This is a genomic window from Psychrobacter sp. 16-MNA-CIBAN-0192 (genome assembly GCF_040309565.1).
Classification (GTDB): domain Bacteria; phylum Pseudomonadota; class Gammaproteobacteria; order Pseudomonadales; family Moraxellaceae; genus Psychrobacter.
This window is the reverse complement of record NZ_JBEOOX010000004.1, coordinates 26,443-43,277: the sequence shown is the minus strand read 5'-3', so window position 1 is coordinate 43,277 and position 16,835 is coordinate 26,443. Positions and strand designations below refer to the sequence as shown.

Annotated in this window: 11 protein-coding genes; 2 read left to right on the top strand and 9 right to left on the bottom strand. The window is 44.3% G+C overall.

The window, feature by feature from the left end; translation table 11 throughout:
* Nucleotides 1-21: 21 nt before the first annotated feature.
* The 7 genes from AAEY78_RS04810 to AAEY78_RS04780 all read right to left on the bottom strand — a co-directional run bounded on the left by AAEY78_RS04810 (nucleotide 22) and on the right by AAEY78_RS04780 (nucleotide 12,025).
* Nucleotides 22-1,284 (bottom strand): WG repeat-containing protein, encoded by a 1,263-nt coding sequence (locus AAEY78_RS04810; RefSeq protein ID WP_352337780.1) that lies wholly within the window; start codon nucleotides 1,282-1,284, stop codon nucleotides 22-24.
* A gap of 62 nt (nucleotides 1,285-1,346) precedes the next feature.
* Nucleotides 1,347-5,339 (bottom strand): AAA family ATPase, encoded by a 3,993-nt coding sequence (locus AAEY78_RS04805; RefSeq protein WP_352337779.1) that lies wholly within the window; start codon nucleotides 5,337-5,339, stop codon nucleotides 1,347-1,349.
* Between the two features lie 74 nt (nucleotides 5,340-5,413).
* Nucleotides 5,414-6,901: an exonuclease SbcCD subunit D C-terminal domain-containing protein gene (locus AAEY78_RS04800; RefSeq protein ID WP_352337777.1), complete on the bottom strand. Its 1,488-nt coding sequence runs from the start codon at nucleotides 6,899-6,901 to the stop codon at nucleotides 5,414-5,416.
* A gap of 174 nt (nucleotides 6,902-7,075) precedes the next feature.
* Nucleotides 7,076-8,728, bottom strand: coding sequence for a siroheme synthase CysG (gene cysG, locus AAEY78_RS04795; RefSeq protein WP_352337775.1), 1,653 nt, complete (start codon nucleotides 8,726-8,728; stop codon nucleotides 7,076-7,078).
* A 266-nt stretch (nucleotides 8,729-8,994) separates the two neighbouring features.
* Nucleotides 8,995-9,633, bottom strand: coding sequence for a phosphoadenosine phosphosulfate reductase domain-containing protein (locus tag AAEY78_RS04790; RefSeq protein WP_352337774.1), 639 nt, complete (start codon nucleotides 9,631-9,633; stop codon nucleotides 8,995-8,997).
* 111 nt (nucleotides 9,634-9,744) lie between these two features.
* The gene (locus tag AAEY78_RS04785; protein ID WP_352337773.1) at nucleotides 9,745-10,347 is read right to left on the bottom strand and encodes a DUF934 domain-containing protein; all 603 of its coding nucleotides are present in this window, start codon (nucleotides 10,345-10,347) and stop codon (nucleotides 9,745-9,747) included.
* Nucleotides 10,340-12,025, bottom strand: coding sequence for a nitrite/sulfite reductase (locus tag AAEY78_RS04780; RefSeq protein WP_352337771.1), 1,686 nt, complete (start codon nucleotides 12,023-12,025; stop codon nucleotides 10,340-10,342). Before AAEY78_RS04780 ends, AAEY78_RS04785 begins: the two co-directional genes overlap by 8 nt.
* Before the next feature lie 393 nt (nucleotides 12,026-12,418).
* On the opposite strand from AAEY78_RS04780, the gene sat reads away from it, so the two are divergent.
* Nucleotides 12,419-13,693: a sulfate adenylyltransferase gene (gene sat, locus AAEY78_RS04775; protein ID WP_352337769.1), complete on the top strand. Its 1,275-nt coding sequence runs from the start codon at nucleotides 12,419-12,421 to the stop codon at nucleotides 13,691-13,693.
* A gap of 162 nt (nucleotides 13,694-13,855) precedes the next feature.
* On the opposite strand, the gene AAEY78_RS04770 is transcribed toward sat, so the two are convergent.
* Both AAEY78_RS04770 and AAEY78_RS04765 read right to left on the bottom strand, forming a co-directional pair.
* On the bottom strand, nucleotides 13,856-14,236 hold the full coding sequence (locus AAEY78_RS04770; protein ID WP_352337767.1) for a hypothetical protein: 381 nt from the start codon (nucleotides 14,234-14,236) through the stop codon (nucleotides 13,856-13,858).
* A 115-nt stretch (nucleotides 14,237-14,351) separates the two neighbouring features.
* Nucleotides 14,352-14,954 (bottom strand): hypothetical protein, encoded by a 603-nt coding sequence (locus AAEY78_RS04765; RefSeq protein ID WP_352337766.1) that lies wholly within the window; start codon nucleotides 14,952-14,954, stop codon nucleotides 14,352-14,354.
* A gap of 447 nt (nucleotides 14,955-15,401) precedes the next feature.
* Here AAEY78_RS04765 and AAEY78_RS04760 point away from each other — a divergent pair, with 447 nt between their 5' ends.
* Nucleotides 15,402-16,562, top strand: a complete 1,161-nt coding sequence (locus AAEY78_RS04760) for a sulfate ABC transporter substrate-binding protein (protein ID WP_502943657.1) — start codon at nucleotides 15,402-15,404, stop codon at nucleotides 16,560-16,562.
* The last annotated feature ends 273 nt before the right edge of the window (nucleotides 16,563-16,835 follow it).

Genomic DNA, 16,835 nt, shown 5'->3' with positions numbered 1-16,835 from the left:
TTAATAAGACTATGAAGTTTGTTATTTAATAAGTGGTTCTAAACGCACCATTTTGCCATTTTTTTCTACCCATACTTTATCGCCCTCATCGCGATAGCGGGTAAATTGCGGTGCCAAGATAACTTTTGCTTGATTGTTTATAACGCCATATTTTCCTGACTGCCGATACATATACAGCTGGTGATACAGCAGTTTGGTAATGGGCGCACTTGATGACAACCTCAATTTACCAGTGGCGTCAATAATTTGCGCGCTAACAATCTCGTCTTTAATATCTTCACTAAAGCCCGTTGCGCTGCTGCCTGCCACTAAGGTGCTGCGTAAAAATAGTAGCGGTGTGACATTGTCATTAAAAGCTTCTATATGCTGATTGGATGCCAATGGGATAATCGTCTTATGCTGCTGATTGATAAGCGCGGTTTTTTGTTGCAAGCGTGCTTGCAAATATAGCGGCTTATCGGTACAAGGATTTAAGGGTTGCAGGGCATCATAAACTTGAGGGATGACCCATGTGCCTTTATCATCCAATAAGCCGACTTTAATTGTTTTTTTTGTCATGCCAGCTGAGGCAATTACAAAATAATCGCGATCTTTAGGGCTATCATAGTGGGCGTGGCTGATAGAGGCAGGTAGTAGGGCGCGCGGTGCTCTTGCTGCACGTAGCCATGGGGTTGGAGTTATTTGCGCTATAGATTGTGACTTTTGCATACTAGCTGATTGAGTAGCCGTCTTTATTGGCAGCGGATAAATCCAATAGCCATGACGGTTAATAATACCTTGTTTAGTGACTCCATTTGGCGTGTGATTACTGACGATAAAGCTGGTATAAATATCGGGCTCAAAGGCAATGCTGTCATATCTAAATGGCACAATCACATGTCCTGTCGCAGTGACTATTCCTTGTTTGCCTTGACGCTCAGCCCACACATACTTATTCATTAGCACATAAGCGTTGCTCAAATTATCTAAAATTACGCGACCGGCAGGATTTTGCAACTGCTGAGTGCCATTTGCTAAAGTGACCAGCTTGCCGGCAAATTTTTGCTTATCATCAATGCGTTTAAAGTAACTGCTGGGCAAGGTATCCGCGCAGTTTATCGATGCTGATGCGCTCGTTGCTGTAGCCACTGCCAGTATTGACGCAATCGCTACATTTATGGGAAGGGATAATAGTTCAGTTCGAATTTTTCTAGCATAACCAGAATAAAAAGGGCTCGTGTCAAAAGTACTTGCGCCCTTACCGCGGCTTACTTTCTGACCATATATTGACCGAATGACATTCATACTAACCTCCTAACAGCAGAGAAGAATAGCTATTTTAGCTGGCAGAGCTTGTAAATCAATAGCTAGCCAGCAATCCTAGCGCAGCCTTGACCACTGATTTCACTAAAGCCGCCAGACAGTTTGGTGACTTGAATTTGGGTTAAGATGCGCTCTTTTAGTGCAGGAATATGTGAGATAACCCCAATCAGCTTACCTTCTTGCTGTAGGCTGCTTAATGTATCTAGCGCAATATCCAGCGACTCTTCATCTAATGTACCAAATCCTTCGTCTAAAAACAGCGAATCGACACGAATATTTTGGCTCGCCATTTGGGACAGTCCAAGGGCGAGGGCGAGGCTAATAATAAAACTTTCACCACCCGATAAGTTTTTGGTACTACGAATTTCGCCACCTTGATGATTGTCAACGACATTAAGCTCTAACGCATCGCTATCATCACGAATTAATAAATAGCGATTACTCATTTTTTCTAATTGCTTATTGGCATTACCAATCATAACTTCAAACGTTAATCCCTGAGCAAAAGTACGATATTTTTTGCCGTCTTTTGAGCCGATGAGCTGATACAGCTGATCCCACACGATAAAGTTTTGCTTTTGCGCGTCAAGCTGGGTAAGGCGCTCCGCCTGCTGTGATTTCGCTGACTCATTATCTGTCAAGCGCTGCACAACCGCGCCTATCTCAGACAACCGCTGATCCATACTGGCTTGCGTTTCAGCCAGTTTTTGCTCAAGCGTGTGCGCGTCCAAATCACTTAATGGCTCATTGATACTTTTATCATAAGTCTGTTGGGCCGTGGTCAATTGGTGACGCGCTTGGCTTTGAGAGTGTTGAATGTCGTATGCTTGCGCAGCTAGATACTCGCGCTCAGATTGTGGTAGGCGCGCTTGTTCAAATTCAGTCTCTGAGGCAAAATCTGAGCTGGCAAGCGCTTGGGTAAATTTTGCTTGTTGCTGTGCTAGTTGCTCATTAATGCGAATAATGTCAGTCGTCAGCTGCTGTTGCCGTGTGTGACTTTGCGCCAATCTCCACGTAATGCCGTCATACTCGCGCTGGGCGTGAGTGAGCTGCGCAGCGGAGTCATCTCGCGCTTGCTGCAAGTAGTGTTGAATTGAATCTGGGCTTAGATTCTGATTTTTGGTATCGCCATTTTTGAGGTATTGAAAGACGGGCTGAGCAAGTATTGACTGCCGCTCTTGCGTGAGCGTGTTTAAATCCTCAATTAACTGTGCCTCATTTTTAGTAAGCCTTTGCCATAAATTTTGAGCATCAGCTAGATTACCTTGCATCGCGTCAATTTGGCTCACGAGTTTGCCGAGTATGTTTTTTTGCTCATAATGCTGCTCTTTGTTCGCTACAAACTGCATGTACTGCTGATCGAAATAAGTACCGATATCTTGCCATAGGATACGTACATCCTCTATTTGAGCACGGTCTACAACCTTCCGTGCTTGCATAAGGGCAAATATAGATTTTATCAATGCGGTGTTGTCAAAGCTCGCCGGCTTGTCACTAGTAGTTACAAAGTGAGACTGAGCCATAGTATTTATGGGCGCGATTAACGCTAGAAGCTCTTGAAAGTTGCTTGCCAGTTTTTGCTCTTCATGTTGAGTGGCTTGTGCGGTAAGGGTTATCTTCGTTTGGCTCTCATTAATTTGCCCATTAAGCTGCTGTAATTGATTGTTTTTGCTAATGATAGCTTCCTTTATAGCATCAATATTCTGACTGAGGTGTTCAATATGGCTAAGTGTCTCGTCTAAGCGCTGCTTAATCGTGATAAGTGTGGCGTTAAAGGTGGTGATATTTGCGGCTATCGTTTGCTGTGTGTTATCTATAGTCGCTATAAAATCATCATCTGTAACGCCACTGGTGTGCTGATCTGTCGCCGCTTGAATCTCATGTGCAATGCTTGACAGAGCCGGCATGTCATCATTTAAACGCTGAATATTAGGCATGTCTGTATCAATGAGGTGCCGCGTCACATCGCCAATTTGCTGAAGCAGTGCTGTTATATGCTGGCGTGCATCGCGGATCTGTACTGACTGCTGCGCGATATGGGTTTTCGCAATGGCATTTTGGGTGTGGCATTTAGATAGCTGGTCATTGAGAATAGTTATATCTTGCGTGACGGCGTCAATGGTTGACTGCACCGCTTGTTGAGAATGTGTGCCGATGTCGCCTACGTTATTGGTCGATTTATTAGCAATCAGCGGGTGCTGCTGCCCATGCTCTCCGTAGGGGTGTTCGGTGGCACCGCATAGTGGGCAAGGGTCGCCTGAGATGAGCTCGATAATATAATCTTCAAGCTTGGTGGCGCGAATCAACGCCGATAAGTGGGCACGATGAGCGTTTTGCTGCTGCTGTTTGTTATCACGTTCTGCCTCTAACTGTTCGACAGTATCGGTGGTTTTTTTGACTGTCTGCGCAGCACTAGAATGCCCATCACGCGCCTGAACCAATTGTCGGTAAGTGTGGCTGAGTGCGCGACTGTGATGACTCATGTCATAAATAGCGGTATCCATACGACTGATTTGATCGCTAAGAGCGCGAGTGTCTGATATCGATAACGCAGCAGATTGTTGCTGATGAAGGGTAGTAAGATGTAGCTCTTGCTGCTGGATATGTTGAACCATTTGCCCATGCTGCTTCGTGAGCGTATCCACTTCGGCTTGATATTGTTTGGTAATATTAAGCTGCTGATGAAGGGTTAAATCGATATCACTATTAGCTTGTAGCAATTTAATAGCACTAGCGGTGTGCTGATGATAAGCACTAATATCGGGTTGCTTATGACCGAATTGCTCATACGTTTTTACTGCACAACCAAGCTGTTCGAGCTCGCTGTTGATATCTTGTTGCTGCTGCTGCTCGTCCTTTATCTTTTGAGAAAGCGCATTGATATTTGTACTGGCATCTATTTTTTGCTGCTGAATGTCTTGTAATTGGCTGCTAACGTGGCTGATTTTTGTATTGATATCTCGCATTTTTTTAATCAGCGGCTGGGCATCATATAATATCTGCTCAGCGATCTGCTGCCGTGATTGGGCGAGCTGCACGGTATGTTCTGCTGTGTTTTTCGCGGTGCTGTCTTTTTCAATACTTGCCAACAGCTGCTCTTTCTCATGACTAAGTTTTTTATGATCATGACGGTATTGACTTAAGGATTGGAAATTGCCTTCTAATTCAAGGGCGCGATTGGCAGCATTCAGGCAATCTAACTTTGGTTTAAATAATTGCATCTGCTGATTGGCATTCGTGAGCTGCTGTTCAAAACGGTGGATATCGGTGCGTAAAATATCCACGCGCCGCCGCCAGTTTAAGTGCTCATTTAGCTGATTAAAGGCAGTGCGCTGCGTGTTTTGAATGGCTTTTTGTGCCGTTAACTGCTCTTTTAGGCGCTGTTCTTCATCCGACTCTAATATGGATAATGTTGACATGCCCGCCATGAGTGTATCAATTTTTTGCTGCTCGAAACGGCGTTTTTCGAAGACTTGTTGCGATATTTGGGCATAAATCGCCGTGCCGGTAATTTTTTCTAAAATCTCAGCACGATCATTGGTATTAGATTTTAAAAAAGCGGCAAAACTACCTTGTGCCAACATAATTGAGCGAGTGAATTGATCAAAATCCATGCCAATAATGGTTTGAATGCGTATTTTTGTTTTTTTAAGGGCGTTATCTAATATCTCTCCTGTGTCTGCGTTGGCAATCTCATGAGTGGCATCTTGCAAATTACCATCCGCTCTATTGCGCGCGCGGCGCTGCCCCCAGCGACAGACATATCGAGTGTTATTGGTCTCAAACACCACTTCAGCAAAACACTCAGCGGTTTGGCGGGTCATGACCTCATTATTACTTTTGCTGATGGCGTCAATGCGCGGGGTTTGCGCGTATAACGCCAGACAAATGGCGTCCAAAATAGTGGTCTTTCCCGCTCCGGTGTGCCCCGTAATGGCAAAAATACCATTATCGATAAAGGTCTCATGGCTAAAATCAATATGCCATTCGCCCTTTAGAGAATTTAGGTTCTGTAATCGCAGTTCAATCAGTCGCATGAGCAAATCTTAATAAAGAAAAAAAGGAAAAGTGAGATAACGGAGGCAATTTTGATAAACGCATGACATTCAAACTACTCAGCGTTGTAATCCTCATGAGACATCTCATGAATGATGTGCGCGTAAGCATCGCGCAAAGACGACTTTTGCCCCTCATCAACGTTGTGAATAAGCAAACAGCGCTCAAACACCTCCTCGGTGCTCAAGTCTTGTAAAGTTTCAGTCATACTGGTTTGAGCAAGGGTCTTATTATACTGAGTCTTATTTTGGATTTTTAACACCAAAAGCTGAGTACCTGCCACCATCTCATGAATTTGTTCGCGCAGTCCGCTGACCACCTCGTGTCCGGTATAGACCACCTCAAGCCAAACGCTGGTGTTTCTTGTCGATTGGGTCTGAATTTGCGCTTTTATGACGTCTAAATCACCAGTTATTTGTGCCAACGCCTGAAAGCTAGGAATAGAATACGCGGTAACGCTCATATTTTTAACGCTCATATTTTTAGTGGGGTTGGTTACAATGTCAGTGTTAATGTCAATAGCAATGTCACTGTCACTTTGAGTTGCTTCGTTATGATTATATTTTTGAGCGCTTTGGTCACTCTCCTCGAAGCCAAACAAATCATCGATATAACCATCATGGTGATTCTTATTTGAATTGATATATGCTTTCTCAGGAGTCAGTAGTTTTTGCTGATGTAGCGGATTATTATCGCCAAATTGAATAAATATGACTTGTTTTTGTTGCCGTGCCTCACCAAACCCCATGGCAATAGGAGAGCCGGAATAACGAATATGCTCGCAGCCACCCACTTTTTGGGGCACATGTAGATGCCCAAGCGCCACATAATCAAAATGACTGCTGAACATATCGGCTGATATTTTTCCCAAATTACCCACGTACAGCTCACGTACACCGTCATCATCGGTGGTGCTGCCTCCTGCGGCAAACAGGTGCCCTGTCGCAATAATCGGAATATGATGATGGTGCTTAGCATGCAGGGCGCGTTGCTGGACATGGGCTGCCTGTGCTACCGCATCGTAGTGCTGACGAATACCTTGTACTACGTTATCATCTTTACTTTTTGCCGACTCGCCAGCAACGCTACTGCGCACGTCGCGGTCGCGCAAGTAGGGGACGGCAGCAATAATGCAGTACGGCACACCACTGCCATCATGTAAAACCAATACTTCATCACTCACGTTTTCACACGCAGTACCGATAACATGAACGTTTAGCGACTTTAATAGTTGACTCGGCGCATCTAAAAAACTTGGGGAATCATGATTACCGGCAACAATCACCACATGCTGGCAGCATGATTTTGACACCGTGCCCAAAAATTCATAATACAACGCTTGAGCACGGTTACTTGGGGTCATGGTATCAAAAATATCCCCAGCAACAATGAGCACGTCCACTTGTTGGTTCACAATCGTATCAGTGAGCCAGTTTAAAAAAGTCACAAATTCATCATAACGCTGATGCCCATAGAGCCTGCGCCCCAAATGCCAGTCAGAGGTATGCAGGATGGTGAGCGGGGCGGCAGTAGAGAGAGACATAGTTGGGCTTAATTAAGAAGCGGGAGACCGCGATTATTCTAGCAAGAATTGGCGGGGTTTGCTGCTTTACTGTATAAGAGAATGGTTTAGTAAAATGGCTTACACAGCAAAAACCCAGCATCCGCTATTAAACGGATGATGGGTTTGAGACTAAAAGATGAATAGTTTTCTGGCTTAGCCAATCACCAATTGCTCCAAGCTATCGTCCGATTTTTGCTCGGCTAAATCAGATAAATTGGCGACCATTGATAGAGCATGAGCTTGCTGGCGAGAAAGGTTATCGTCTTTTAAAGTGGCTTTTGGGGTGGCTGCCGTACCGCCGCGCAGCCAGTTCTCATCAGTATCTGATTCCTTTTGATTATGCTGCTGGTGATTGACGTTATACCAAGCCAAGTCATGATGCAGTGCCACCACATCGCCCATAATCAGTAGCGCTGGCGTTGGCAATTGCGCTTGTTCTTGCAAGGCAACAATCGTGCCAATGGTGCCGGTCAACACTTGCTGATTGGTCATACTGGCATTAGAGACAATCGCAATAGGCGTATCGGCAGCGCGCCCAGCATCAATTAAGCCTTCGGTCAAACGTGCCAGCGAATGCAGCCCCATGTAAAAGACCACCGTCTCATCGGTATTAAGGAAGTTTTTAAAGTTGCCATTTGGTGCGCCCGCCTTTAAAAATCCAGTAACAAAGCGCACGGATTGAGAATGGTCGCGGTGGGTTAGCGGAATACCAGCATAACTGGCAGCCGCATTTGCCGCCGTAATGCCCGGTACAACTTGATAAGGGATATGATGCGCGCGCAAGCTTTCAATTTCTTCGCCACCACGCCCAAAAATAAAGGGGTCACCGCCTTTTAGTCGTACCACGCGGCGACCTTCTTTTGCTGCATTGACCAGTAATTCATTAATGCCCAATTGCGCCACGGCATGATTGCTGCGTTTTTTACCGACATATACTTTATCAGCATCACGGCGGCACAAATCCAACACTTGCGGTGAGACTAATGCATCATAAAACACGATGTCCGCTTGCTGCATTAACCGTAACGCTTTAAAGGTTAATAACTCAGGGTCGCCCGGTCCTGCACCTACAATATATACTTCACCAACCGGCTGTGTTTGTGACTGAATTGCCTCGTTTTTTGGTTCTTCTTGAGGTTCTAAGTTTTTACTGATTTGCGCGGCAGTATGATCTAAATCGGCTTGTAATTGCGCGGCTGCTTGGGCTTCATTGCCAGCAAACATCAGCTCGCTGACTTTTCCTTCAAAGGCGCGCTCCCAAAACTGGCGACGTCCGGTAAGAGTCGGTATTTTAGCTTTAACTTCATGACGAAACTCGCCAGCCAATTTTGCTAATTTGCCATAGCCTTGCGGAATTAAGGTCTCTAAGCGGGCGCGTAATAACCGTGCAAGCACCGGCGCTTTACCATTCGATGAAATGCCAATCACAATTGGGTTGCGATCAACGATGGCTGGGAAAATAAAGTCGCATAAATGCGGTGTATCGACCACATTCACCGGAATATTTAACTCGGTAGCGTCGGCATGAATTTGATGATTTAGCGCTTCATCATCGGTAGCGGCAATAATTACCCGTGATCCTGTCATATAGGATTTATCGTAATTCTTGTAAATCAGCTCATGCTTATTATCACTGCTATCATTAGTGAGCAAAGCTTGCAGTTCGGCACAGATACTGGGCGCAAGAATCGTGATACACGCGCCAGCACGGCGCAGCAAATCAGCTTTACGCAGCGCCACATCACCACCGCCAACGATAAGCACTTTGCGGTTTTCTAATTTAAAAAATAGCGGGAAGGTATTCATAATACAACCAGTCATTCAATTCTATAGTTAACGCTATTATGAATTATCACACGCAGCAGCTCACGTTGCATATTGGCATTAGTATATTCCATTTTTTAATGTGAACAGTAATTTATTAGAAGAAAGGGAATAGCCATGATTATATTTGTAAAGAGCAAAAGGCATAAAAAATCCCGACTTATATAAAATAAGCAGGGATTTTTTTCTGTTTTTAGAAGCGCTATTAACTTAGAACTAATATTAACAACGCTTTTTAGCAAGCAGCCTTATAGCTGCGTGTGCAGACCACATTCGCGATGCTCTTCTACTTTAGTAGGGTCAAAGTAGTCAAACTCATTTGGTAAGTTATTTTCTTCTAAATAAACATCCAAATCAGCGTCGGTTTTATCAAATAATGGCGCTACTTTCAACACGCCATCTTTTGATAAGCTTAATACATCAAGACCTTGACGGAATTCAGTTTGGTCTTTACGAATGGCATTGAACCACACGTCAGGCTTTAACTCATCAAGGGCTCGGCGGAATGGCTCAAGTTTAACTTGGTCAGTGAACTCGTCATGCAATGGGTTGTCAATACCCGGAATACCTTCCATCGTTACATCGCGATGCGCCGCAGTTTGTTTTGGGATATAAGTGATTACGTTTAGATTTAAATCACGGATAACTTTATTGGCAAGCTTATAAGTGGCATCAGTGTTATAGCCAGAATCTACCCATAATACCGTGATATCAGGGCGCTGTTTAGCCACCAAATGCAAAATCGCAGATTCATACGGACGGAAGTTAGTAGTAATGATTGGGTTTTTAGCTTGGGTTAATGCCCACTCAACGATTTGCTCAGGCGTTTTGCCTTGTAAATCTTGATTGGCTTGGCCAATGTTTAGCGTTGGGTGTAATTGGCTCATGATAAAATCCTAGGTTGATAATTAATTAAAAGTTGCTTGATAACCACGAAAAATTTTAGAAAAATAATTTAAAAGCAATAACGACTTGAACGACTTATAAGTTATTAACTACTAAATGCCTGCAAACATCGGTAAAGCAGTCGCATCTTGACCATCATAAGAGCTGGCAAGGGCAGTGAATGCTTGGCTAATGCCGCCCTCAACACTTGATTTCACATCATGTTCGCTCAGCACAAAGCTGTCAGCGCCAACCCGTAGCAAATAAGCAATTTGATCACGACCAAAGGCGCCTGCCATGCGAATCTCACCTTTATAACCTAACTGGCGTAGCGTTTGCGCAAAGCTAAAGCCGCGACCATCAGCAAAGGCGGGTACATGAATCACAATCAGCGCTTGCGTTAATAAAAAATCACGCAAGCCTACCAACACATCGGTATCCGTATTCGCGGTCATCCAAAGCCCTAAACGACTGGTATGTTCGGTTAAGAGCGCATAAACCTGTTGTAATAGTCCGCTGGCAAGTTCGCCAGTTGGTTTTAATAAATCCGTAAGAGGAATCAGAATATCGGGTTTGTCTTGCTTATGCAGCAGCTCGCTCAAGGATAGCTCGGTGAGCGCCACGCCGTCTGGTAGCTCGGACGTGGTCAATGCCTGCCATGTATCTTGACTACTGATATCGACACCTTGGCTGTTTAGCACATGATGATTACCCATAGACCTTCTCCTTAAATGGGGCAATGCCAACGCGATCGACCAGATCACCAAAGCGTTCTACCTCGTTGTCGCTATCACCGCGCAGCTCAAGGTAAGTATCTAAAATAACTTGCAGGGTGCTGGCAACATCGTCAGCGGCAACCGCGCGCCCCAATATCTTGCCAAGCTTGGCATCATTGCTTGAATTACCGCCCAAGCTGATTTGATACCAATGCTCACCTTTTTTATCCACGCCCAAGATACCGATATCGCCGGTGTGGTGATGGGCGCAAGCATTCATACAGCCGGACATGTTGAGACGGATATCACCCAAATCATAGAGATAATCAAGGTCATTAAACTGCTTTTCGATTTGCTCAGCGATATTGTGCGTGGTGGCATTTGCCAGTGAGCAATAATCCCAACCAGGGCAAACAATCATGTCGGTTAAGGTATTGATATTGGCACGGGCTAAATGTAGCACTGCCAATTGCTGCCACAGCTCATACAAATGATTGATTTGTACGTCAGCAAAGACGAGGTTTTGCTGATAGGTACCGCGCAACTCGCTAAAGCTATAACGGTCAGATAGGTCAGCTAAGGCGTCCATTTGATCGGCATTGACGTCACCGGATGGCACATATTTACCATCAACCAAGCCCGCTTTGAGAGAAATCACTACCGCACGGTAGCCTGCAACTTTATGCGCAACAGTATTTTGGGTGTACCAATTGGCAAAATCTTTATCTGCACTCAGTTGCTGTTGCAGCTCAGATTGTACCTGTAGCGCATCAAACGACTGATAATCAGGCGCAGTAAAGAAGCTAGCAGCGGTGGCAAAATTATCGTCATTTAAGGTCAGTGCGCCATCTTTAGTATGCGCTTCCCATTCTGCATCGACCAGCTTGGCAAACGCTGCCGCGCCCATGCTTTCTACCAAGATTTTGATACGGGCTTTGTACTTATTATCACGGCGACCATGCAGGTTATACACGCGCAAAATTGCATCAAGGTAGCTGAGCAAATGCTGACGCGGTAAGAACTCATTAATGGTTTTGCCAATCACTGGCGTACGACCCAAGCCGCCACCAACCAACACTTCAAAACCTATTTCGCCTTCTGCATTTTTCTTCACATGCAAGCCCACATCGTGGACTTGGGTTGCGGCGCGGTCATTTTCCGAACCAATCACGGCAATTTTAAATTTGCGCGGTAAAAAAGCAAACTCAGGATGAAAAGTTGACCACTGACGGATAATTTCACAATACGGACGCGGGTCAGCAACTTCTTCTTGATGAATACCCGCGTATGGGTCGGTGGTGGTATTACGAATACAGTTGCCCGAGGTTTGAATCGCGTGCATTTGCACCGATGCCAAATGCGCCAAAATATCCGGCACATCTTCGAGTTTTGGCCAGTTCAGCTGAATGTTGGTACGAGTAGTGAAATGCCCATAACCCTTATCATACAAGCGGGTAATCTCAGCCAACTTGCGCAATTGATAGCTGGCAAGTAAACCGTAGGGAATGGCAATACGCAACATGGGCGCGTAACGCTGAATATAAAGCCCATTTTGCAGGCGCAGCGGTAAAAACTGCTCTTCTGGTAGCGAGCCGTCCAAAAAGCGCTGAGTTTGGTCGCGAAATTGGGCGACTCGTTCCTCAACCAACGTTTGATCAGCGTAATTATATTGATACATGACGTAATCTCAATTTCAAATTTAAAAAAGCGAATAGCAAAAAGATAGGGTAGCAAAAATGAAACAATAAACCATGGGTTAAAACACGGTAATAATGAAAAATACCAATAAAAATTAATATTAAAATGATTTTCGTGTATTGCCGTCAGTTTTTGGCATTTTAAAACGGCTCAACAACCAAACAGCTTTACATCATATAAGCTTAATGTTTTAAAGATAAATTCCTTTAAGTCATATCCATAGTAAAACACAGCATAAATTTTCATAACGAAAGTTAGGTAGCCTATAGGCATCTGCTAGTTAGCGACTGCTTATGCAAAGATTAACCAAAAACATCAAGCAAAAATGAATCAATGGTAATTTCACCCAATCTTCCCTCTGTTTAGGATTCTCATGACCCAACTTGCCGAAACGACCTCAAAAGACACTATCTCAAAAACCGCATCAAAACTTGTGCCACCTCACGGTAGCAATGAGCTAAAGCCGTTATTATTAACCGGTGACGCCCGTGCTCAAGCGCTAAAACTTGCCGCAACCTTACCGCAAATCACCTTAAGCTCACGTGAGCGCGGTGATTTGATTATGCTCGGTATTGGCGGCTTTACGCCACTTGATGGTTTTATGAATCAAGCCGATTGGCAAGGCGTGGTCGATAATATGCGTCTGCAAACGGGCGCGAATGCTGGCTTGTTTTGGCCAATCCCGATTACCTTATCTGCGCCGAAAGTAACTGCTGATAACCTAAATAAAGGCGATAAAGTTGCCCTAGTTGCCGAAAGTGGCGAGATTATGGGTGTCTTGACCGTTGAAGAAACTTACACTATTGATAAAGAGCATGAGTGTCAGCAAGTCTTTACCACCACAGATAGCGAACATCCGGGTGTGCAGCAAGTACAGAGCCAAGATGAGGTGAATATTGCCGGTAGTGTAGAAGTGCTCAGCGAAGGCGAATTCCCAACCTTGTATCCTGAAACGTATAAGACCCCTGCGCAAACTCGCCAAATCCTTGCCGATAAAGGCTGGAAAACGGTTGCCGCTTTCCAAACCCGTAACCCAATGCACCGCTCACATGAATATTTAGCCAAAATCGCAATTGAGATTTGTGATGGCGTCTTAGTGCATTCATTACTTGGCGCGCTAAAACCGGGGGATATTCCTGCCGAAGTCCGTCAAGAAGCGATTAAAACCTTAATCGATAATTACTTTAAGCAAGATACCGTTATTCAAGCTGGTTATCCGCTCGATATGCGTTATGCAGGTCCTCGTGAAGCATTATTACACGCCTTATTCCGCCAAAACTATGGCTGTAGCCATCTGATTGTTGGGCGTGACCATGCGGGTGTTGGCGATTATTATGGTGCGTTTGATGCACAAACTATCTTTGAGAAGTTAGAGAAAGATGACTTAATCACTCAGCCGTTAAATATTGACTGGACGTTCTGGTGTAATGCGTGTGGCGCGATGGCATCGAGTAAAACTTGCCCACATGATGCGTCACAGCACGTCAAAGTATCGGGTACGAAGTTGCGTAAGGCATTATCAGAAGATGAGGAAGTGCCAGACAACTTTAGCCGTCCTGAAGTATTAGAGATTTTGCGCCGTTATTATGCCAATATCGCCAAGGAAGAGCGTGCTGAAGTAAAATTGGTTGGTGCCTCTGCGGTATAAGTTCGACTACGTAGATGAAATACGAAAAAGGTAGCAAACGCTAGGTTTGCTACCTTTTTTATTTTTACTGTCACATCATCGCAACCGTATTCGAGACTGATGAAATTGATTCAGGTAGCTTGATGCTGAATAAGTATCATTAGATTGATCACAGAAACAGTGTTATACGCAGAGATCATGAACGGTAATTTGATTTTGATACTTACTGGTAGGACCATATCCACCCTCTGAGCCAACCATTCCAACTACGCAAGTAGTAAAAGATTTAGAGTAGTGCCTTTGTCCCATTTTTTCTGATGCTGCCATCAATAGCTGCTTCGGATCCGACACATAATATAACGTACCATTAGCTTCTAGTTCATGAATCTCAAAACTTCTTTTGAAATCTCCACGTAGTATTATATCCTCTGCAGTCTTCTGTACTGCTGGGCTTAGTGCATTATTTTCTACGGAGTCATCACGATTAGACACTGCATGACTACAACCTATCATCGCAACTATAAGCACCATAACGCCAATGATGGACAATTTACGCTTGAGCATTTAGACCTCTCTAATCAATCATCGCTAAATTATTTTAAATAACTTCTTTCGTAGAATGTTATCAATAAGGTGCGTGCTGCAACGGACAGTATCATTACAGGTAGAAGACATCTCTTTAACTTAAGACCAATTGGCTTGCCAGCTTTTGATAATCACCCGCTAAAGTATCACCGCCTGAACAAAAATAATGCAGCGCCATTTTATCTTGGCTATCAATAGTCAGTTTACCGTCCTTAAACTGCAAAAAAGTCACGCTATTATTAGCCACAGTCTGAAAAATCACGCCATGTGCCTGATCTTGCCCCATTAAGGTCGCCTTACCATCAAAGTTGCAACTGGGATTTTTAATATCACCACGCGCCCGCACTTTAATGTCGATTTCTGCTTCGCCAAACGGACGTACCATCACGCCGACCCAGTCATAACCTTGCTGACGTTTGTCATAGCCATCAGTGGCGTAATCACCGATGACGGTTTGCACTGCTGGCGTGAGTTTGCTTGGCGTTGATGCTGTGGTTGACGTTAATAGTGACATTGTTGCATTAGCTGGCGTGCTTTTTACGGCAGTACTTATGTTGGTATTAGTGTTGGCATCAGTATTGATATTGGCAGAAATACCACTTTGACAGCCGGTTAAAAGCATAACACCAGTGACAAGGGCAGTAGATAGCAAGAAAGGGCGTGTCTGTAAACGTGATGCTAGGGGAAATGGGTTCATATACGTACCTCGGTAAGAATAAGGAAATAGGGCGACGGCATAACGATGATAGTAATAGCAATCAATCAACAACGCTCAGCCACAATCTTGGCAAAAACGAGAACAAAAAACCTTCCTTAACCTTTGGTATGTAAGGCTTATCGTCTTATTGCATAACCAGTTTATCATCTTGACTATTAAAGGATAGCTAATAAAGGTACTTATGCCAAGTTAATCACTTGATAAGCGCTTTTGTCACTAAGCGATAGCCGTGCAAACTGCTAGCATAGCTTTCATGGTCAGCCGCGTACTTCCTTCTTGCCGTGCCTTTTAACCGCTTGAATGATAAAACCTAAGCCACGTCTTTACCATAGCTTTTAATCTGAAAATTAAAAAACAATAACCAATAACTGATGCCTGAATAATGGGCGCAATTTTTTATCCCGTTACTTTTAGAGAGAGCCACCGATGCCACATATTACTAAAGCTGCTATTCATAAAGATGCTTTATCTCATCACACAACGCCTATTTTACAGGCAGCACAGACTCGCATGGCATCACGTGCAGTATTGATGGGTGGCGCGCTCACAACCGTATTATTGCTGAGCGGTTGTAACCCCACCGAAGGCACCAAAGAGCAGGCGTCTGGGGACAATACCGCAGCAGCTGAGAGTAAAGATATCAGCTTACTGAACGTGTCATACGATGTGTCACGCGATTTTTATAAAGAATACAACCCGCTATTTACCAGCACCTATCAAGCTCAGTATCCCGATAGTAAGGTAGATATCAAGCAATCGCATGGCGGCGCTAGTAAGCAAGCATTGTCTGTGGCGAATGGTCTACAGGCAGATATTGTGACCTTAAACCAAGAAAGTGATATTAATATGCTGGTTGAAAAGGGACTTGTAAAAACCGATTGGCGTCAAGCGTTTCCAAATAATGCCGTCCCTTATAGCACCACCATGGTGTTACTGGTACGCAGTGGCAACCCAAAACAAATCAAAGACTGGAATGACTTGGCGCGCGCCGATGTCGACGTGGTCATGCCCAATCCAAAAACCAGTGGCACTGCGCGCTATGCCTTTTTGGGTGCCTATGGTTCAGGATTGCACCAGTTTAAAGAGTCAGTCGATAAGCCAACCCAGACCAATGACTTTATGAAAAAAGTGCTCGATAACGTGGTGACCTATGACAATGGTGCGCGTGCAGCGACCACCAGCTTTACCCAGCGCGGCTTAGGTGATGTACTGATTACCACAGAAAATGAAGCGCATCTGGTCGTCACGCAGCATGCCAAAGGTAAGGTTGAGATTGTTTATCCCAGCTACTCCGTTAACATTGATAACCCAGTGGCAATCGTGAGTTCAGTAACGGATAAAAAAGGCTCTACCGCAGCAGCAACTGCTTATCTTAACGCCTTGTGGGACAAGCCGGCGCAAGAACTGATGGCACAACTGTATCTGCGTCCTAGTAATAAAGAGGTCCTAGCTGCCCATACCGGTACGCTAAAAGACATCCAAACCTTTGAGCCGACTGCCGTTTTTGGAGAGTGGGACAGCATTATGGATACGTTTTTTGTAGATGGCTCACTGTTTGATAAATTAGCTGTAAAAACAGAAAAATAGGGCAGACATCTGCTAACACAATGGTTCGCATAATAAGCGCCTAAAAAATGCTTAAATCAATCACTATAGAAAATGTTAGAAAAACCAATTGGCTGATCATCAGCCAATTGGTCATTTATACCACTAAAATAAAACAACTAACATAAAATTAAAAGAAGTCACCTATAAAATATTAGTGCTCCCAAAACGGCACTCAAAAACTACAATACTGTTCATTAATAGCCATTATTCCATTTTGGCAATAATATACGCATATTCATCATTAAAGATAAT

Bases quoted from the DNA above. Each gene is read 5' to 3' on its own strand.
- sat (WP_352337769.1), top strand. From the start codon at position 12,419: ATGACCCAACTTGCCGAAACGACCTCAAAAGACACTATCTCAAAAACC.
- AAEY78_RS04790 (WP_352337774.1), bottom strand. From the start codon at position 9,633: ATGAGCCAATTACACCCAACGCTAAACATTGGCCAAGCCAATCAAGAT.
- AAEY78_RS04765 (WP_352337766.1), bottom strand. From the start codon at position 14,954: ATGAACCCATTTCCCCTAGCATCACGTTTACAGACACGCCCTTTCTTG.
- AAEY78_RS04785 (WP_352337773.1), bottom strand. From the start codon at position 10,347: ATGGGTAATCATCATGTGCTAAACAGCCAAGGTGTCGATATCAGTAGT.
- AAEY78_RS04805 (WP_352337779.1), bottom strand. From the start codon at position 5,339: ATGCGACTGATTGAACTGCGATTACAGAACCTAAATTCTCTAAAGGGC.
- AAEY78_RS04770 (WP_352337767.1), bottom strand. From the start codon at position 14,236: ATGCTCAAGCGTAAATTGTCCATCATTGGCGTTATGGTGCTTATAGTT.
- AAEY78_RS04810 (WP_352337780.1), bottom strand. From the start codon at position 1,284: ATGAATGTCATTCGGTCAATATATGGTCAGAAAGTAAGCCGCGGTAAG.
- AAEY78_RS04780 (WP_352337771.1), bottom strand. From the start codon at position 12,025: ATGTATCAATATAATTACGCTGATCAAACGTTGGTTGAGGAACGAGTC.
- cysG (WP_352337775.1), bottom strand. From the start codon at position 8,728: ATGAATACCTTCCCGCTATTTTTTAAATTAGAAAACCGCAAAGTGCTT.
- AAEY78_RS04800 (WP_352337777.1), bottom strand. From the start codon at position 6,901: ATGTCTCTCTCTACTGCCGCCCCGCTCACCATCCTGCATACCTCTGAC.
- AAEY78_RS04760 (WP_502943657.1), top strand. From the start codon at position 15,402: ATGCCACATATTACTAAAGCTGCTATTCATAAAGATGCTTTATCTCAT.